Below are 18,687 nucleotides of genomic sequence, written 5' to 3' on the forward strand. Positions count from 1 at the left end.
TTTGTTTATAAAACTGTTAGCTATGCAACCTTAGTAGCCATGCAAATGCGTGTAACAGCATTTTCTTGACGTGGTGACTAAAAATTGACAGCTTATGCATAACCATAAAGAGGTAGAGAAATGCTCGTTGTATAATTCTTACCAAGCTATGCACTCGCGGTCATCTATATATCCAACATCAAATATGTATAATGCCGAGCTCGTAAAATTAACGTAGATGCATAATTAGAGGCTTTTATGGATTGTCCTGCTTGCGAAGAAAATATTGGATGGGAATGGGTAGAAGAGGCAGCAATTGAACCCAACGAAGAATTCAACTGCCCAGAATGCGATGAAACTTTAATGTATACCATTGATGAAGGCACCTATTACGGCGCGCAACATAAAACGGTAGAAGTTGTTGATAGCTAACGTTAGCTAGACTCATCATTAAGCCGAGAGAAATGCGCATTCAAATGATGAGTCCCCACGCAAGGTGCAATGGCATCCTCTGCCATTGCACTCAAAAAAAACTCTATCGGCCCAACCCTACTTTCAGGAAGTCGTCTTACTACTATCAAAGCCAACTTTCTCATCCAATCGGGAATATAGGTAATTCTCGCCGTCTTACCTTGTGAATAAAAAGCTAACTGTGCAATTTGCGTGGCACTGTACACATCGGGGCCACCCACATCCAACTCGGTTTCAGTATTGGGCAGCGATGCCAAGATAAAATCGGCTAAGTCCCTACCATGAATCGGATTCACACGGACGTCACCGGAACCAAATAGGTAAACTCGTCCCGACTGAGCCATATTGTAAAATTCATCAATATCTGCAAAAAAGCCATTGGGACGAATCACACAAGGCGTTAGTTGTTCTGAGTTCAATAAGCGATGTGCAAAACGTTCCTTAGCCTCGAGTAAGCGAACATTTATAATCGCATCTGCCTTAAAAGCAGACACATAGACAAACTTTTTAACACCTGCTTGTTCAGCTTCTTCCAACAAGTTTAGATTGGCTTGATAATCCACATCCATGTAACTTAAACCCTCTTTCTGGCGAGTAATACCAATGCAAGAGATAACGATATCAATACCATCACAGCAGCCTTGTAAGCTTGCAGCATCCGTGACTTGCACGGTTTTGATCTGAGCTCCTGTTAAGCCAAGATCTTTCAACTTTTCAGGCGCACGAGCCAAAGCTTGGAAATCAAAATCAAAAGCTTGCAGGGATTCGATAAGGTGACGTCCCAAATATCCCGTCGCACCTGCTACAAGAACTCGACTCTTAAAATCATTCATTTGATCACCTCATTTTCCGGACGGTAAGGTTCTTCTCGTAGAATATGGCTGACTAACAACTTCAGATAAAACACAGGTAAGAACCACTCTAAGCCAATAGATGATTCCACGATATAAAGCGATAAAATTAAGCTCAGAGTATACAGAATAAGGGCAACAGGCCGCTGAAGGTAAAGCTCAGTTTTAAGTACAAGCGCACACGCTAACATCATGTAACCACCGGTCACCGCTACCCACGTCAGGTCCCAATCCAAGAACAACCAACTGAATACTGTGAGCTGAACAAAGTGAATAGCAATGAAGGTCATGTGCTGCTTGAAACCTTCACCTTCTCGATGATAAAAACGTTTCGCGCTGGATGTGGCGTTAGTTATCACCCCACCCAACAAATCGATGGTTAAAAGAACTGCTGCTAAGTATTGTCCCCAAGACCAACCTAACTCAGCAAGGCTAGCGTAAGTCGCGATAAATGCACCCGCGATTAACGGAATATACAACTGCATGTTCTTCTCAGCTTTCGTTGCTCCGGGGCCGATAAACTTATCAAAACCACCTAAAAAGCCTTCTCTGAACGGCGGTAAATTCCAGTCAATTCTCATTTTTACCTCGAACATGTATCGTTTGATTTTTATTTAGGACACCTGGTCTTTTTAACATAGGCCGTAGCTTGAATGCTGTAAAGATTTATTTTGACCATTTGGACTAATTAAAACTAAAATGACACTGGTCAGTCGAAGTCTTGTTCTTATACTTATACTTATATCAATATTTAGAAGAACAAGAATAAGACTTCATTTAACTAATAGTGAGAGTGTTCATGCCAAAGATCGTAGACCACGACAAAAGACGCGAAGAAATCGCATTAAAAGCTGCAGGCGTATTTTTGGAGTTTGGTTATAAAGAATTAGGGATGAGACAGTTGTGTTCACACCTCAACATGAGCAAGAGTGCGGTTTATCACTACTACAAAAGTAAAGACGAACTGTTTAAGGCGGCTACAGAAGCTATTGTTCGACACGATAGCGGAAACCTCGCCGAATTGCCTCTAGCTGCGAACGCCACAACCAAGCAAAAAATTGAAAACTTCATTTATATCTTTCAAGCGATAGAATCACGCCACTTTCAAGAAATGAAACTGGTCTTCGATTACATTGATGTGATTGGCCAAGACGCTGTTGCCCAAGATGCAAGTATCGAGATCGCTAACACCAAGTATCAACAACTTATCGCCCAGTACATAGATAAAGAGAGTGCATTGGAGTTGTATAGCATCCTTATCGGCCTGCTAACCCATCAAACTCTATGTGGTGGAAAACTAGAAATTAATTATATCCGTTCTGTAGTTAGCAAGTACTTGAACAAGTAGGAAGATTGTCAAAGACTTAGTTGTTTAAAGCGACTCAAGTGAAGCAGATTCAAATGATGCATCATCAATCCCCCCTTTACTAGAACGAACGTTCAGCATAAAATATTGAGTATATGTTCAGTTTAATGAAGTAGATGTTATGGCTAAAACGGCAAAGTTCGATAGACAAGATGTAGTAGATAAAGCAACTAACCTGTATTGGGAAAAAGGCTTTCACGCAACGTCTATGCGTAACCTGCAGGACGTTATTGATATGCGTCCGGGAAGCATCTACGCGACGTTTGGCAGCAAAGAAGGCTTGTTTAAAGAGACATTGGCTCGCTATACCGAACTTGGCATCCAGAATCTGAACCGATTTCGAAGTGAAACTGAATCGCCAATCGAAGCGCTCGAAAACTTCGTAAAACGCGCCGTTGTCGAATCAAAACAAAGTTCGCCAAATGGCATGTGTATGCTGGCAAAAACGGTCGGAGAACTGACTAATGAGCACGCTGAATTATTAGAAGAAGCGAAGAAGTCACTGAAGGTAATGGAAGGTGAATTCACTAAGCTGATTACAGAAGCGCAAGAGCTTGGTGAAATCAGCAAAGAACGCGAACCCGCTCAACTTGCTCGTCATGTTCAGGTTCAAATCGCAGGCCTGCGTACCTATGCAAAAACGTGTGACGATATCGAATTGCTGAACTCTATGGTCGAAGACGTATTTAAGTACCACCCTTTCTAGAGTCTACCTTACGTATTAAAAGCCATACAAAAAGGCTCCACTTTTACCTTAACAGGTCTAGAGTGGAGTTTTTTTAGTTTATCGCCAACAAACCCAACTGATTAAGCAATTGATTAAATTATACTTTTCTCATAATCAACGCCTGCGCATTGAGCATCGCTTCTTTGGTGCTGACATCTAAGGTTTTCACGTTCGCAAAGCGCTCGACTTCTTTAATCGCCACATCGTGAGCAAAGATCACCAACCTCGCCCTTTCAATGTCTTTCTGTGTGATGCGATTGTCTATCCCGTTTGCACCTTGTGTTTCGACTTTGATCCGAACTCCAAGATGATACGCCGCTTTTTCTAAAGATTTGGCCGCCAAAAATGTGTGAGCAACACCAGACGGACATGAAGTAATAGCAAGTACATCCGCTTGCCCTTCCTCTGTCACCGAACCACCAGCAAACGGGTTGGAACTCGCCTCTCCTTCGACCACATTCTTTTTCAGCAGTATCACGATTAAAGCCGTGGTTAGAGATCCCGCAAGAGTACCAATGATGTAGCCAATCTTGCCATCAACCACAGGTAGCACAATCCAACCGCCCCATGGTGCATGGTTTACCACATGAAACATAAAGCCAACCACGTTGCCGACAATACCACCAGCAACAACAGCAGGCAGAACACGTGCAGGGTCGACGGCGGCAAATGGAATAGCCCCTTCACTGATGCCGATCATTCCCATGATCCCCGCCGCTTTTCCAGCTTCACGTTCATCGCGTTTAAATTTCTTCGGCGATATGAAAGTCGCCAGTGCCATACCCAATGGCGGTGTGCAAATCGCTATTCCAACACCACCCATCAACCATGGCTGAGTATTCACCTGAGTTTGAGCAAATAGCGTTGCAACCTTGTTGATTGGGCCGCCCATATCAAATGCCGTCATCGCACCCAAAATACTACCGAGCACCATTTTCCCCGAGCCTGCCATGCCAGTAAGCATCTGGTTCATCTCAAGCATCACTTGGGCAATCGGTGAGCCAATCACCCACATAACAGCACCACAAGTCACAAAGGTGCCGACTAGTGGATAGATGAAGATAGAGCTCAGCGAGATCATGCTGTCTGGCAGTTTTATTTTCTTAAGTAGGTTAACCACAAAGCCAGCAAAGAAACCGACCACAATCGCTCCAAGAAAGCCCGTGTTGTATTGATTCACCGCGACCCAAGAACCTATCATGCCAGGCGCTAAACCCGGTTTGTCGGCCATTGAATACGCGATGTAACCACCGAGTACCGCAGTAAACAAAGTTAAACCCGCAATACCCATCTGAGCGATATCAGCCAAAACACCGCTATCTGGTACTGCGCCGTGACCCGACATCATGACCGACAGAGACAACAAGACTCCGCCCGCGACCACGAATGGGATCATGTGTGAAGTGCCATATAACAGGTGTTCTTTGAGACGATTGAGAGATTGAGCCCAAGGGCTTAGTGGTTCGACGTAAACCTCATGATGACTAGATGCGTAGCTATCGAACGATTCAAAATTGGCTTCGAGAAACAGCTCTTGAGCCTCCTCTACCGACTCTACCGCCTTTAATTTTGTAACAAAGTCATCTTCAATCAATTTGGTCGAGATCTGTGCCAGTACCTCGATATGATGGTCATCGTTGTTGTCAGGCGAAGCGAGCATGAAGAACACATCAGACAATTCACCGCCGTCGGCGCCATAGTCAATGCCTGTTCGGCTAATGCCTATCGCGACAGCAGGCTTGGCAACGGCGGTACTTTTCGCATGTGGGATGGCGATACCATCGTCAAAGCCCGTATTACCAATGGCCTCACGCTTCCAGATATCATCAAGGAATTCACTTTTATTGGAAAGCTTACCAGCGCGGTCGAGCAGTTCAACAAGCTCTTCAAATACCGCCTGTTTTGAGTCTGCCTGTAGTTCCAAGCAGATAATCTCGGGCTCGATAATGTTAGTGATATCCATATGCTGCCTCGTCCGAGTACCAATTTGAGTGAATGAGATAAAGAGGTCAATAAGATGAAAAGATTAACGGTGTGGGGGCACTCAATATATAGGACGAAAGGTGCATTGACTGGATTATTGTAACCAAGAACTCAGAGTGTGACGTCCACCTTAGAATAAAAAACGCCAATCCATAAAATCCACAGAACCCATAACAATATCGCCCCTCCCCGATGCGAACTTGCCATACTAAATTCCCTATGCAAGGTATCTTATTGCAAGATAGTTTGTTGCAAGATAGCTTATGTAAGGTAACTAGAGGCGAGATTAAGCCGAGAATAATAATGAGAATTGTAGCGGTAACTGCGTGCCCTACAGGCATTGCACACACCTATATGGCAGCTGATGCATTAAATAAAACAGCCCCTAAATTCAACGTTTCAATCAAGGTTGAAACACAAGGCGCTATGGGTATTGAAAATTTACTCTCTGCACAGGACATTTCCCTCGCAGACAAAGTCTTGATCGTCTCTGATATCGACATTGAACAACCAAGCCGATTCGATACTGCTAAAACCGTATTCATTCCAATGGAAGAAGTGTTGTTGAGTGTTGATAAAGTCTTTATTAAACATTGCCGTGCTCTAAAACCAAGTCGCGACATAAAAAGCGGTCGAGCCTAACCCTCGGTATGAATGAATATCAGATCACCTTCTTTGTTGACGATCCTGCCGCGAACTCACACGTCGCGCAGCCCCTTAGTCGCTTAGCGAAGAAATTCAAAAGTACCATTCGTATTATCAACATCACTCAAAATCGAACCGCCGATCTCTCCAAATCTGTCGCGATGTTGCAAGTGGGTTTGCTTCGTGGCGATTTGTGTCAGATCACCGCCATTGGCATCGATGCAGAGCTAGCTTGTTTTGTATTAAAAGACGTGATTGCCGAGCATTACTCCATGGTTGGCTCACAAGTGAACCATGAGTTCTCTAACGATTTAATCCAGCGTATGCCACAGATATGCCCGCCTTGTGACATCAAGTGGCACCATGCCAAAGCACAAACTCAACTGACCAAATTTGAATGCCTAAAAGGGCTTGCTCACCTCGTTTACCCACAAGATCCAGATGAACTGATTCTAGCGTTTATTAAACGAGAGGAACGCTCTTCAACTTGCGTGTCACCGGGTATCGCACTGCCTCATGTAATGTTTGAGTCCACTCAAGATCTCTCCATTGCGGTGATCGTCAGTGACGACCCGATCGATTGGGCTTCACGTATCGGCGAAGTACACGTTGCTATCGCTTTAGTACTACCAACCAAGCCGCAACGAGAACATATTGTGGCAGCCACTAACCTCACACGAAACCTACTCCATGATCAGGTCAACGAGCGTTTACAGAAGACTCGAAGCAGTGTCGACCTACAGGCCCTGTTGATGTACATCTCTTCACGCCTGATTTAGTTCTTCTCTCTTTTTTAAATTCAATTTATTAATCAACTAAGTTACTCACTCCATTAGTTGTAATCTCCATTGTTCACACAATAAAAAACGGCTGAGCAATTACGCTCAGCCGTTCTATTCTAAATGGCTTATCTTGTAGGTTTAGTTACCTAAGCCGTTTTGTTCTCTTGTTTCGCATCTTCCACCGAGTCGTCCACGGCTTTCACCAGCATCAGACCAACGATAAACACAATACCGCCACACAGTACGAACATCATTCTTCCCCAGAATGGGTTCGGTAGAGCAAACATCGCCATCACAGCCACACCAGACACAGCGATCAATGAGCCCAGCATATGACGTTGTTTGTTATCCAGCTTCTTCTGCGCGGTTGATTCAGAAACCAACGGCGTTGATAGGTTCGTGAAGAAGGTGTCGACATCTTTCTGACGAGACGCTTCAAGTGGTTTGTAGAACAAAGTCGACATAATAAAGAAGCCGCCTGTAAACGTTAAGTGAGCAATCAGGCCTACCGCTACTTTCAAGTCAGACCATTCACGGCCTGTTAACGGTTCTAGGTTGAACCAGTTCTGTAGCATTTCAGCAGTAATCACGAAACCAACGATGTAAGACACAATTGCGCCAACCATTAACGTACCCCAACCTGCCCAGTCCGGGGTTTTCTTAATGAAGAAGCCACAGAATGCTGGAATGGTCATTGGGAAACCAATCAAGGCACCCACGTACATCATGGTGTCGAACAAGCTCAAACCTTTTAGCGAATTGATAAATAGCGCGATAAGGATGATAGCGACGCCAAAAAATGAAGACATCAGTTTAGAAACAATCATCAACTCTTTTTCTGTCGCGTTTGGACGAAGAATCGGTTGATAGAAGTTGATTACAAAGATACCTGAGTTACGGTTTAAGCCTGAGTCCATAGAAGACATGGTTGCTGCAAACATCGCTGCGATAAGAAGACCCACCATACCGGCTGGCATATATTGCTCTACGAAGTATAGGTAAGCAAAGTCGCCCGCTTTAGAACCTGCGTCAGGATAGTGCGCCGCAAGATCGATGCCTTGCCCTGCTACAAACCAAGGTGGCATGAACCAAATAACTGGACCGATTGTCATCAGAATACATGCCAAAAGAGCCGCTTTTTTCGCATTCTTTGAGTCTTTTGCCGCAAGGTAACGGTAAGAGTTCAACATGTTGTTAGTGATGCTGAACTGCTTGAAGAAGATGAAAAATGCCCAGATTCCGAAGATGCTTACGTAATTAAGATTGTTACCAGAAACGAATGATGCGCCTTCTTCTACAGGGAAATCGTTGATGATCTCAGTGACACCGCCACCTTGAACGATAGCAACCGCAGCACACGTTACCGTTACTGCCATAATGATAACCATCTGCATGAAGTCAGATGCGATAACCGCCCATGAGCCGCCTGTCACCGACATAACAAGTACAACAAGGCCTGTTAGAACGATGGTTGTTGTCATATCGAAACCGAAGATACCCGATGCGATAATCGCCAAACCATTTAGCCAGATACCCGCAGAAACAATACTGTTCGGCATGCCAGACCAAGTAAACACTTGCTCATTGAAGCTACCAAAGCGCATACGAATCGCGTCAATTGGCGTTACGACACGCAGCTGACGAAATTTCGGAGCGAAGTACAGGTAGTTCATCAGGTAACCAAAGGCATTCGCGAGGAAGATAACCGCGACAGCCATACCATCGGCATATGCTTTGCCTGCTGCACCGGTAAAAGTCCAAGCACTGAACTGAGTCATAAACGCAGTGGCACCAACCATCCACCAAAGCATGTTACCGCCCCCGCGAAAATAGTCACTGGTTGTACTGGTGAACGTTCTAAACATCCAACCTATTGCGATAAGGAAAAGGAAATAAATTCCTACGATCAGAGTATTGAGTTCCATGTATAAGTCTTCTTTATGATGAATATCTGAAGAGCATATTATCCATAGAATTTTTAATTTGTAGTATTATAAGTCAACATTGTGATGAACCGTATAAACCTGAATATTTGATTTCTAGACATGAATGACACGTGAGTAAATAAAGAATAACGCACCACAAATTAAACATTTAAAATCAATATCTTATGAACATTTCAATCAACAACTCAGCCAACAATAGCAAGATTCTATCGTCTCGATAAATGAAATTAAATTTACTTTAAATCCATTTAATGTATTTCGTTAATATCTAATGTCCTACACGTTTAATTCTAAAAATACGGTACGAAAAATATTAAACAACTCGCAAAACCAGCCCTTATTGTTATTAATCGGATCTATTTGATGAAACGCGATAAATAGATGAAGCGTAGATAAAGGTTTAGCAATAGATAAGGAAAATCCGTCGAGAAGAGAAAACGTAGAAGAAAACACAAAGCAAATTGATCACCACAGCACGGAGTCAGTAGTGATGATCAAGTCATACAAATTGAAGTGTATAAACTCAGATCAAAAAAGGTAATTTAGAGGGTAACTAGATTGAACCACGGTATTCTGTTGGGGTTCTACCGGTGCGATTCTTAAACACGCGACAGAAATAGTTCACGTCCTTAAAGCCGCAACGTAATGCCACTTCATTAAGCTTGAAGTTGTACTTCTTAAGCATAAACTTAGCACGGTCGATTCGTACACGGGTGATGTATTCTGCCAGCGTCATGTGGCCTTGTTGACGGAACATTCGCGACAGGTGATTGGATGAAATACTAAAGCGCGAGGCAATGCTGTCTCGAGTGATTTGGCGATGGAAGTTCTCTTGAATGTAGATACAAATCCCCTGATACACATCCTGAACTCGGCTGTGAGATTTTTCGACGGGGGCTTCTAGCATTGTTTTACTGTATTGAAGTAGCGCTTGCAGCAATAACTCATCCATCGGCTGCTTGTTGCTCTCTCTCGCTAACGAGCTGAGCGCCTCCAAGATGTTATCAATCGCAAACCCAGAGCGAGTCTGAATACTGTGCTTTTGGATATCGTAAAAACTCTCTTCCCCTTTACGCTTACTCACCAAACTTAAACCAAGCTGACGACGACCAAACAACATGCTCAACACCGAGCAGTCCGTGTCCCAATTGGGTTTATTCCAGCAGTTGGGTGGGATGAAAATCGCGTCTCCCGCTTTGGCAATAACGTTGTTTATTTTGCGATCATGACTTTCCATTTCATTAACGTACTCTCCGTCTAACACCAACTCCAAACGCGGAAAGTTCACCTGATAGCTACACGCTGAAGGCGTATGAAAATCTCCAGCAAACCAGATGTTATGAAACGGTTCTCGCTCATTTAACACAGAGGAGATTAAGTCATGAAATATCATTATTCGAACTCTTATGGGCAGCAATAAGGCTACGGAAATAGATATACCCCTAAGTGAAACATAGCGCTATTGAGCAAAATCACAATTTGAGATCTAGGTTACAAAAATCTAGCGATGGAAATAAATTTCCAGTCAAGAAACTGATACAGCACATTATTCCAAGGAAAACCAAACACGCTAAATTCCTTATAAATAAAGGTCTCCACACCTCATCAAACTTGTCAACATGGCCTCGAAAACGACCATTCGACCGATCAAAATCACACTCTATTTATAACGCCACAATCATCCAGTAAATGCATTTTTTCTTCACTACAGAAGGTAAGCCGTAGATTCCAGAATACCCCTAACAAAATAAAAACAGAGTAGGGGTTCATTATGATCACGACATTGATCAATCAAGATTTGATTAAGCTTTCGCTTAACGCTAATTCAAAAGAAGACGTATTTAAAGAGCTGATAGACGTGCTTTATGCACAAGGTCGAATTTCAGACAAAGGACAGTTTCTTGCCGACATTAAGGCGCGTGAAGAACAAGGTAATACAGGGTTTGAAGAAGGCATCGCCCTGCCACACGCAAAAAGTAGCGCGGTGATCAAACCCGCGGTTGTTATCGGCGTCCATAGACAGGGCATCGAATACGGCGCCGATGACGGTCAGCCATCAAAACTGTTCTTTATGATTGCTTCTCCCGATGGCGGCGATAACCATCACATCGAAGTACTGGCAGAGCTTTCTTCAAAACTGATTGAAGAAGGCTTTATCGAGAACTTCATGAATGCCGACTCTGAACAAGCCGCATTGGAACTACTGCTTACCAAACCTGAACCTTCAACGACCGAAACCAACATTGAGAAGCAAGGTTTCATCATTGGCGTGACTGGCTGTCCTGCTGGCGTTGCACACACTTATTTGGCAGCAGAAGCACTAGAGAAAGGCGCTGCAGCACTTGGTTACGACATCAAGGTCGAAACCAACGGTTCTATTGGCGTTAAAAACAGCCCGACTCAAGAAGAGATCGAACGTGCCGATGCGATTGTCGTGGCTTGTGACAAGCAGGTCGACATGGCTCGCTTTGCCGGAAAACGCGTCATTAGCACCAACGTAAAAGCACCAATCAAAGACGCGCAAGGCTTAATTAAGCAAGCTCTCAATGCACCTAGTTACCAAGCTGAACAAACGCCGACCAACCAATCTGTTGTAGAAAAAGCCTCACAAGCGCGTTCAGACCTTTATCGTTACCTGATGAATGGCGTATCACACATGATCCCATTCGTAGTCACTGGCGGCCTATTGATTGCCCTAGCACTGGCGATTGGTGGCGAGCCAAGTGAATCAGGCATGGCAATTCCTGCTGGCAGCATGTGGAACCAAATTCTAGAAGTCGGTGTGGTTGCCTTCACATTGATGATCCCAATCTTAGCTGGCTACATTGCTTACGCGATTGCCGACCGCCCAGCCCTAACCCCTGGCCTTATCGGTGGTTGGATTGCTAACAACGGTTCTTTCTATGGCGCTGACGCGGGTACAGGCTTCATCGGCGCAATCATCGCAGGTCTATTAGTTGGTTACTTCGTTAAATGGATCACCTCGTTTAACTACCACAAATTCGTTCAACCGCTTGTGCCTATCATGATCGCTCCGATCACTGGTTCTCTATTCATCGCAGGTCTGTTCATCTTTGTGATTGGCGCACCTATCGCTGGACTAATGGATGCTCTTACGGCACTGCTAACCAGCATGAGCACAGGCAACGTGGTTCTGCTTGGTATCGTGCTTGGTGGCATGGCTGGTTTCGATATGGGCGGCCCATTCAACAAGGTGGCGTTCCTGTTCTCCGTGGGCATGATTGCCAGCGGTCAAACTCAATTCATGGGTGCGATGGCGTGTGCAATTCCTGTCGCTCCACTGGGTATGGCTATCGCAACCAGACTTGGCCGTAAATTCGACCTGTTCGAATCTTCTGAAATTGAAGCAGGTAAAGCCGCTGGCGCAATGGGCTTAGTGGGTATCTCTGAAGGTGCGATTCCTTTCGCAGCTCAAGATCCAATGTCGGTTATCCCTGCCAACGTGCTTGGTTCAATGACAGCAGCGGTTATGGCGTTCTCATTCGGCATCACCAACAGCGTTGCTCACGGTGGTCCAGTTGTCGCTCTACTAGGCGCAATGAACTACCCACTGCTGGCTCTTCTGTGCATGGCATCAGGTGCGGGCGTAACTGCGGTTACTTGTATCGCGCTTAAAAATCTACGCAAAGCCAAGCTAACGACAGCCGCGGCTTAAGCCATTTCAACTCCAATGGCTTGAGCCCTTCTACTCTACTTTTTTTAGTAGCTAATACTTTAGTTGCAAATAGGCCGAATAGAGCTCAAGCCATGTTTCCCTTCATGGTGATTTCGATGTCTGATTTTTCTTTAGCGAACGACTCGTTCGTGCAACGTTTTTTCTACCCTATGACCAACGTGATTCAAAACTACGCATGGGGTAGTCCTTCTTCGTTTAGCCAACTGTTTGGTATTGATAACCAATCTGGTGAGCCGCAAGCAGAGATATGGATGGGCGCTCACCCGAATGGTTGCTCTATGGTCACTGACAACGGGCAACAGACCACCCTGTCGAGCTTGATTTCTAAGAACCTAAACTTGTTTCTAAGCGAGAAAGTCGCGAGCCGTTTTGGTGAACTTCCGTATCTGTTTAAGGTGTTGGCGGCAGAGAAAGCACTCTCGGTTCAAGTGCACCCAAACAAGCAACAAGCCGAATCTGGATATGCCCTCGAAGAGCAACAAGGTATTCCGATGACGGCAGGCAACCGTAACTATAAAGATGCCAATCACAAACCCGAACTGGTGTATGCCCTAACCGACTACACCGCGATGAATGGCTTTAGGTCGATCAACGAGATCCTAGAGCACTTTCATTACCTCGATATTCCAGAGCTGCATTCAATGGTTAACGACTTAACTGGCGACCAAACACCCAATGGATTAGCTTGCTTCTTCGCAAGCTTGTTGTCTTTGGAGGGCGAGCAAAAAGGCATGGCGCTTACCATGTTGATCATGAAGGCCAAGCTTTCAGATAAACGTGTATTCCAATTGATTTCAGAACTGGAAGATCAATACCCAGGTGATGTCGGCCTGTTTGCACCGCTGCTATTGAATGTGATCACCCTAAAGCCAGGGCAAGCCATGTATTTGGATGCCGAAACACCCCACGCTTACATCAAAGGCACGGGCTTAGAAATCATGGCGAACTCAGACAATGTGCTTCGCGCTGGGTTGACGCCTAAATACATGGACGTAAATGAGTTGGTTTCTTGTACTCGATTTAATGAAAAACCTGCGGATAGATTACTGCTCAGCCCGATTGAGCTAGGCGATGTGATGGAATACCAAATTCCAGTTGAGGACTTTAAGTTCTCTATCGTGCAAAATTCGCATCAACGACAGATCACCACCGAAGGTGCCGAGATCCTATTGCCGCTTGATGAGTCCATGGAGCTCACTCACCAATGTGGCGAAACCTGCGTGATAGAGAAAGGCCAATCCGTGTTCATTCCGGCTTATGCTGAGAGTTACAAACTGGATTGCGTTGGACGCGTAGCGCGCGCTTACAGCTAGTTCCCTCACAAATCAGTACAAAGTCTTAATGCCCTGCTCATGCGGGGCATTTTTGTTTCTGACGAAGCTTATTGGCATATCAAAAACATAGTCAAAAACGCCATCAAGTATGACCCATATCACACAGCATTAATGATGCAAATCACACTTAATTTTGCTGGATACAAATGTACAGTGAAGGGCTTTTATTTGCTATTTCGCGAATCGGGTTAATCCATTAATTTTAATTCAAGAACTTCAATAGTGAATGAGTTAATAAATGATCACACAGCTAACCAACGTCAACTTAATTAATAACAACCTTCAAGCGAATAATAAAAAAGAACTGTTTGAAGAATTGGCAGGCATGTTATTTGAGAGCAACCGAATCAGTAATAAAGAAGCCTTCTTGGCAGACATTGAAATTCGTGAATCTCAAAGCATCACCTCAATGGATGGTATCGCTTACCCACACTCAAAAAGCAAGGCGGTAACTGAGCCGGCAATCGCTGTTGGTGTTAAGCGTGAAGGTATCGAGTATGGCGATGAAGACGGCATCAATCCAACCGTATTTTTTATGATTGCCTCACCCGACAACGGTGCTGACCATCATATTTATGTACTACAAGAACTATTTGGAAAATTCAGCGATGAATTTATTCAAGATATCCATAACGCAAAAGACGAACAACAGATCCTTAATATTTTAATTAATTCATAAGGCGTAGAAAATTATGAGCACCCTAACAACTCAAGCTACGAATACCAATAATAAAAACAGTAGTAGCGACTTTAAAAAAATCCTTAGTACCATGAAAGGCCACCTGCTTTTCGGAACCTCACACATGCTGCCTTTCATCGTAGCCGGTGGTGTTCTACTGGCTTTAGCGGTCATGGCATCAGGCAAAGGTGCGGTACCAGCCGACGGCTTGCTGGCAGACATCTCTAATATCGGTATCAAAGGCCTTGTTCTTTTCCCAATCATTCTTGGCGGCTTTATTGGTTACTCCATTGCAGATAAACCAGCACTAGCACCTGCGATGATCTCTTCTGGCATCATGGCTGACATGGGCGGCGGTTTCCTTGGCTGTATAGTGGCAGGCTTTATCGCCGGTGGCGTGGTGTTCCAACTTAAGAAGATCCCGCTTTCTGCAAACATGACGGCGCTAGGTGCTTACTTCATCTACCCGCTTCTAGGTACGTTAATCTCTGCAGGTATCGTACTGTGGGGCATCGGTGAGCCAATCAAACTGTTCATGTCTTCAATGAACGAGTTCCTAGCTTCAATGGCTGGCGCATCTAAGATGGTTCTAGGCACAATCCTTGGTGGTATGACTGCATTCGATATGGGCGGCCCTATCAACAAAGTAGCGACCCTATTTGCTCAAACTCAAGTAGACACACAACCTTGGTTAATGGGCGGCGTAGGCATCGCGATTTGTACACCACCTCTAGGCATGGCACTGGCAACGTTCCTATTCAAAAACAAGTTCTCGAAACAAGAGCAAGAAGCAGGTAAAGCGGCGGCAATCATGGGTTCTATCGGTATCTCTGAAGGTGCTATCCCGTTCGCAGCGAACGACCCAATGCGCGTGCTTCCTTCAATCGTTGCCGGTGGTATCGTGGGTTGTGTGTTTGGCTTCATGACAGACGTACTACTGCACGCACCGTGGGGCGGCCTAATCACTGCGCCAGTATCAAGCAACATTCCAATGTACGTTGTCGGTATTGCGCTTGGCTCACTAACTACAGCGGTTATCGTTGGCTTCTGGAAACCAGTCGCGGTTGAATCAGAAGAAGACATGCTTGAAGCGCCAGTACAAGCTCAAGCAGCGCCTGTAGCAGGCGAAGGCGAGTACGACATCGTAGCCGTAACATGTTGCCCTTCTGGTGTTGCACACACCTTCATGGCAGCGAAAGCTCTAGAGAAAGCAGGTGCGGCGGCAAGTCTAAAAATCAAGGTAGAAACACAAGGTCAAAACGGTATTCAAAACCGCATCAGCGACCTAGATGTGGCGAATGCGAGACTGGTTATCTTGGCTCACGATATTCAAGTGAAAGACGCTCACCGCTTTGCTAACGCGAACGTGATTGAGTGTTCAACGAAAGAAGCGATGAAGAAAGCCGCGGACATGGTGGCTATTTAGAACCTGAAAAAAGTTAGAAGATAAAATTACTACCCCCTAGTAACTAAAATCCCCATTCGTTTTGTCAGCGAATGGGGATTTTTTTATATCATGTTCAAAGCGTTCTACTGCTTGATATAAAGATCCTTAGAATAGATGCGCCCTTCCACGTTGTTCTTTGCAAAGCCGCCAACACTTGGTCGCACTAGGCGAGCCTGCATGTAGTAGTAGATTGGTGCGATAGGCATATCTTCAGCCAGTAACTGCTCCGCTTGATCATAGAAACCTTGGCGATCTTGCTCATTGGTTGCGGCTAATGCGCTGTCCATCGCTGAGTCGTACTTGTCGTTGTTGTAACGAGCAAAATTACCCGATGACTCTGAGCGCAATAGGCTCAAGAAGGTCGACGCTTCATTGTAGTCACCGCACCAAGACGCTCGCATTACATCAAAATCACCTTGGCGACGTGATACTAGGTAAGACTTCCACTCTTGGTTCTCTAACTCAACTTGCGCGTCTAGGTTGCCTTTCAGCATGGACGCGATAGCCACTGCGATCGACTTGTTCGATTCGCTGGTGTTGTAAAGCAGCTTGAAATCCAATGGATTAGCTGCATCGTACCCCGCTTCTTTCAACAGCTCTTTCGCTTTTTGGTCGCGTTCCTTTTGAGTCCATGTGCTGTATTCAGGCTGAGTCGCATCAAAGCCTGCCGTGTATTCATGAGCAAAGGTATAAGCCGGCAAGTTACCCACCTGAGTGACACCATTGGTGATCACATCACGCATCATGGAATACGACACCGCTTTACGCACTCTCGCGTCATCAAACGGAGGTCGTGTGGTATTGAATGCGTAGTAGTAAGTACACAACAAAGGCACTGCAGTAAACGCATCTTGGTATTTAGTCTTAAGCTGCTGCGCCATATGTGTCGGCACATCAGATGTGATATCCACCTCGCCCACCGCATAACGGTTGATCGACGCATTCTGGTTCTCAAACGGAATGTAAGTCACTTGGGTTAAGTTGGTATCTGAACTGTCCCAATATTTCGTGTTCTTCTTCAGTTCAATACGCTCGTTAATCACCCACTCGTCCAACACAAACGCGCCATTGCCCACAAACTGCTTGGGATCGCTCCATGGTTTATCGCTGCTCTCTAGCGTTGCCTTATGAACGGGCATCATGGAGGTGTGGCCTGTCATCGCCACAAAGTAAGGCACTTTGCTATCGAGTTCGAACTTCACCGTGTGCTTGTCGACTGCAGAGATCCCCAAATCTTCAACAGGCTTCTTACCTTCTGCTACGTCAGCAATATTGTTGATTTTGGTGAGTTTGAGATACCACACGTTTGGCGAAGCGAGTTTAGGGTCGACCGCTCGTCTTATCGCATACACGAAATCATCGGCCGTCACTGGATCGCCATTCGACCATTTCGCATCTTTGCGCAGGTGGAATACAAACGTCTGGTTGTCTTCGGTTTCCCAAGATTCCGCAACACCCGGGGTGATATTGCCATCGCGGTCTTGAATTACTAAACCTTCAAATAGGTCACGCAGTATGTGCATTTCAGGCAAGCCTTCTGCCTTCGCCGGATCGAGTGTCGCAGCTTCTGCATCATTGGCACGTACCAAATGTTGCTCTTTCGCCAGAGAAGTTCCGGCAGGCAATGTGTCAGCAACGGCAGTCACTGAGATAAAAGGGGTCAATAAAGATGAAATGATTAAAGCCGTTGAATGTTTCTTAAAATCCATGTTTTTTTGCTCTCCTAGCCTATCTTTGAAGCAAAGTAATAAAATTAACAATGCGACGGTTGACGAGTTTTGACGCTATGGTTTATTTAATAGAGGTCATCTAAATAGTAGTGACTCTTTGATACTACTTGATCAATCAGGAGATTAAGGTGAGTTTAATTCCAAGAACGGAAAGAGCTGCGTTTTCGATAAAGCCGCTGTCATATGGAAAGTCGGTGTTGGGTGCACCCTTGCTCTATTTCCCTGCGCAAATAGAAAGCGAATCTCGCGGGCTGATCTTAGCGGGTACACACGGCGATGAAACCGCTTCTATCGCAGGTTTATCTTGCGCGCTAAGAAGTTTGCCTGCCGCCAACTTACGACACGATGTTATCTTATCGATGAACCCAGACGGCAATCAACTCGGCACTCGCGCCAACGCAAACCAAGTCGATCTGAACCGCGCCTTCCCAACGCAAAATTGGACAGAAAACGGCACCGTCTATCGCTGGAGTTCTCACACCCCAGTAAGAGATGTAAAAGTTAAAACCGGCCAAGCCGATCAACTTGAACCGGAAGTGCAATCGCTTATCAACCTCATCGAACAGCGCCAACCCAAGTTCGTCATCTCTTTCCACGAACCACTCGCTATGGTCGACGACCCAACCCAATCTGAACTCGCCATTTGGCTGGGCAAACAGTTCAACCTACCACTTGTCGAAGACGTCGATTACGAAACCCCAGGCTCATTCGGCACTTGGTGCCAAGAAAGAAACCTACCGTGCATCACCGTGGAGCTACCGCCCGTTTCAGCGGATCTGACTATCGAGCAGTATTTGGATGCGTTTGTGGCGGCGTTGGGGCGTGGTGACTAGGTAAGCTCCGGTAAATTTCGGTGATTCAGAAGTTTAAAAATAACAAAATAATATGTAGATAAAACACGTTAGTTCGGTTGGTTAGCTTTCCTCTTTTTACTTGAGCCTCCTCTAGATGGAAATAAAAGTGGAGGAAGTATCACTTTTTAGGGGCAACTAAATCCCAAAGTTCAAGAATATCTTCGCCATGAGAAGTTTGAAGTTAAGCTATCCGTAT

The 18,687-nt window shown here is 45.2% G+C and carries 16 protein-coding genes; 10 read left to right on the forward strand and 6 right to left on the reverse strand.

The window, feature by feature from the left end:
* Positions 1-237 precede the first annotated feature (237 nt).
* Positions 238-411 (forward strand): hypothetical protein, encoded by a 174-nt coding sequence (locus BCU75_RS24385; RefSeq protein WP_198593412.1) that lies wholly within the window; start codon positions 238-240, stop codon positions 409-411.
* Positions 412-413: 2 nt separating this feature from the next.
* On the opposite strand, the gene BCU75_RS09350 is transcribed toward BCU75_RS24385, so the two are convergent.
* A complete protein-coding gene (locus tag BCU75_RS09350) occupies positions 414-1,283 on the reverse strand; it encodes an SDR family oxidoreductase (protein WP_102473648.1) in 870 nt (289 codons plus the stop codon).
* Positions 1,280-1,882 (reverse strand): hypothetical protein, encoded by a 603-nt coding sequence (locus BCU75_RS09355; protein WP_102473649.1) that lies wholly within the window; start codon positions 1,880-1,882, stop codon positions 1,280-1,282. Before BCU75_RS09355 ends, BCU75_RS09350 begins: the two co-directional genes overlap by 4 nt.
* A gap of 218 nt (positions 1,883-2,100) precedes the next feature.
* Here BCU75_RS09355 and BCU75_RS09360 point away from each other — a divergent pair, with 218 nt between their 5' ends.
* Positions 2,101-2,649: a TetR/AcrR family transcriptional regulator gene (locus BCU75_RS09360; RefSeq protein WP_102473650.1), complete on the forward strand. Its 549-nt coding sequence runs from the start codon at positions 2,101-2,103 to the stop codon at positions 2,647-2,649.
* A 139-nt stretch (positions 2,650-2,788) separates the two neighbouring features.
* Positions 2,789-3,373 carry a TetR/AcrR family transcriptional regulator gene (locus tag BCU75_RS09365; protein ID WP_102473651.1) on the forward strand — a complete coding sequence of 195 codons (585 nt, stop codon included), beginning with the start codon at positions 2,789-2,791 and terminating at the stop codon, positions 3,371-3,373.
* Between the two features lie 118 nt (positions 3,374-3,491).
* Here the strand turns inward: BCU75_RS09365 and BCU75_RS09370 are convergent, their stop codons facing one another.
* Complete coding sequence (locus BCU75_RS09370; RefSeq protein ID WP_102473652.1) at positions 3,492-5,357, reverse strand: fructose-specific PTS transporter subunit EIIC; 1,866 nt, start codon at positions 5,355-5,357, stop codon at positions 3,492-3,494.
* Positions 5,358-5,680: 323 nt separating this feature from the next.
* Here BCU75_RS09370 and BCU75_RS09375 point away from each other — a divergent pair, with 323 nt between their 5' ends.
* Together BCU75_RS09375 and BCU75_RS09380 are read left to right on the forward strand one after the other, a co-directional pair.
* Entirely contained in the window at positions 5,681-6,019 is a 339-nt protein-coding gene (locus tag BCU75_RS09375) for a PTS fructose transporter subunit IIB (protein WP_102473653.1), read from the forward strand.
* An 8-nt stretch (positions 6,020-6,027) separates the two neighbouring features.
* Complete coding sequence (locus tag BCU75_RS09380; protein WP_102464926.1) at positions 6,028-6,801, forward strand: PTS sugar transporter subunit IIA; 774 nt, start codon at positions 6,028-6,030, stop codon at positions 6,799-6,801.
* Between the two features lie 149 nt (positions 6,802-6,950).
* Here the strand turns inward: BCU75_RS09380 and BCU75_RS09385 are convergent, their stop codons facing one another.
* Together BCU75_RS09385 and BCU75_RS09390 are read right to left on the reverse strand one after the other, a co-directional pair.
* Complete coding sequence (locus BCU75_RS09385; protein ID WP_102473654.1) at positions 6,951-8,729, reverse strand: sodium:solute symporter family protein; 1,779 nt, start codon at positions 8,727-8,729, stop codon at positions 6,951-6,953.
* Between the two features lie 574 nt (positions 8,730-9,303).
* Positions 9,304-10,143, reverse strand: a complete 840-nt coding sequence (locus tag BCU75_RS09390) for a helix-turn-helix transcriptional regulator (protein ID WP_102473655.1) — start codon at positions 10,141-10,143, stop codon at positions 9,304-9,306.
* 378 nt (positions 10,144-10,521) lie between these two features.
* Between BCU75_RS09390 and BCU75_RS09395 the strand changes: the two genes are divergently transcribed.
* The 4 genes from BCU75_RS09395 (at position 10,522) to BCU75_RS09410 (ending at position 15,886) form a co-directional block, all read left to right on the forward strand.
* Positions 10,522-12,426 (forward strand): PTS fructose transporter subunit IIABC, encoded by a 1,905-nt coding sequence (locus BCU75_RS09395; RefSeq protein WP_102473656.1) that lies wholly within the window; start codon positions 10,522-10,524, stop codon positions 12,424-12,426.
* A 116-nt stretch (positions 12,427-12,542) separates the two neighbouring features.
* The gene (gene manA / locus BCU75_RS09400) at positions 12,543-13,760 is read left to right on the forward strand and encodes a mannose-6-phosphate isomerase, class I (protein ID WP_102473657.1); all 1,218 of its coding nucleotides are present in this window, start codon (positions 12,543-12,545) and stop codon (positions 13,758-13,760) included.
* Between the two features lie 259 nt (positions 13,761-14,019).
* Positions 14,020-14,460 carry a PTS sugar transporter subunit IIA gene (locus BCU75_RS09405; protein ID WP_102420624.1) on the forward strand — a complete coding sequence of 147 codons (441 nt, stop codon included), beginning with the start codon at positions 14,020-14,022 and terminating at the stop codon, positions 14,458-14,460.
* Positions 14,461-14,473: 13 nt separating this feature from the next.
* Positions 14,474-15,886: a fructose-specific PTS transporter subunit EIIC gene (locus BCU75_RS09410; RefSeq protein ID WP_102473658.1), complete on the forward strand. Its 1,413-nt coding sequence runs from the start codon at positions 14,474-14,476 to the stop codon at positions 15,884-15,886.
* Positions 15,887-15,990: 104 nt separating this feature from the next.
* Here the strand turns inward: BCU75_RS09410 and BCU75_RS09415 are convergent, their stop codons facing one another.
* On the reverse strand, positions 15,991-17,616 hold the full coding sequence (locus BCU75_RS09415; protein ID WP_102473659.1) for an ABC transporter substrate-binding protein: 1,626 nt from the start codon (positions 17,614-17,616) through the stop codon (positions 15,991-15,993).
* Between the two features lie 149 nt (positions 17,617-17,765).
* On the opposite strand from BCU75_RS09415, the gene mpaA reads away from it, so the two are divergent.
* On the forward strand, positions 17,766-18,470 hold the full coding sequence (mpaA, locus tag BCU75_RS09420) for a murein tripeptide amidase MpaA (RefSeq protein ID WP_102473660.1): 705 nt from the start codon (positions 17,766-17,768) through the stop codon (positions 18,468-18,470).
* Positions 18,471-18,687: the final 217 nt, after the last annotated feature.

The sequence above is a fragment of the Vibrio splendidus genome, from assembly GCF_002873455.1.
GTDB classification, from domain to species: Bacteria; Pseudomonadota; Gammaproteobacteria; order Enterobacterales; family Vibrionaceae; genus Vibrio; species Vibrio splendidus_J.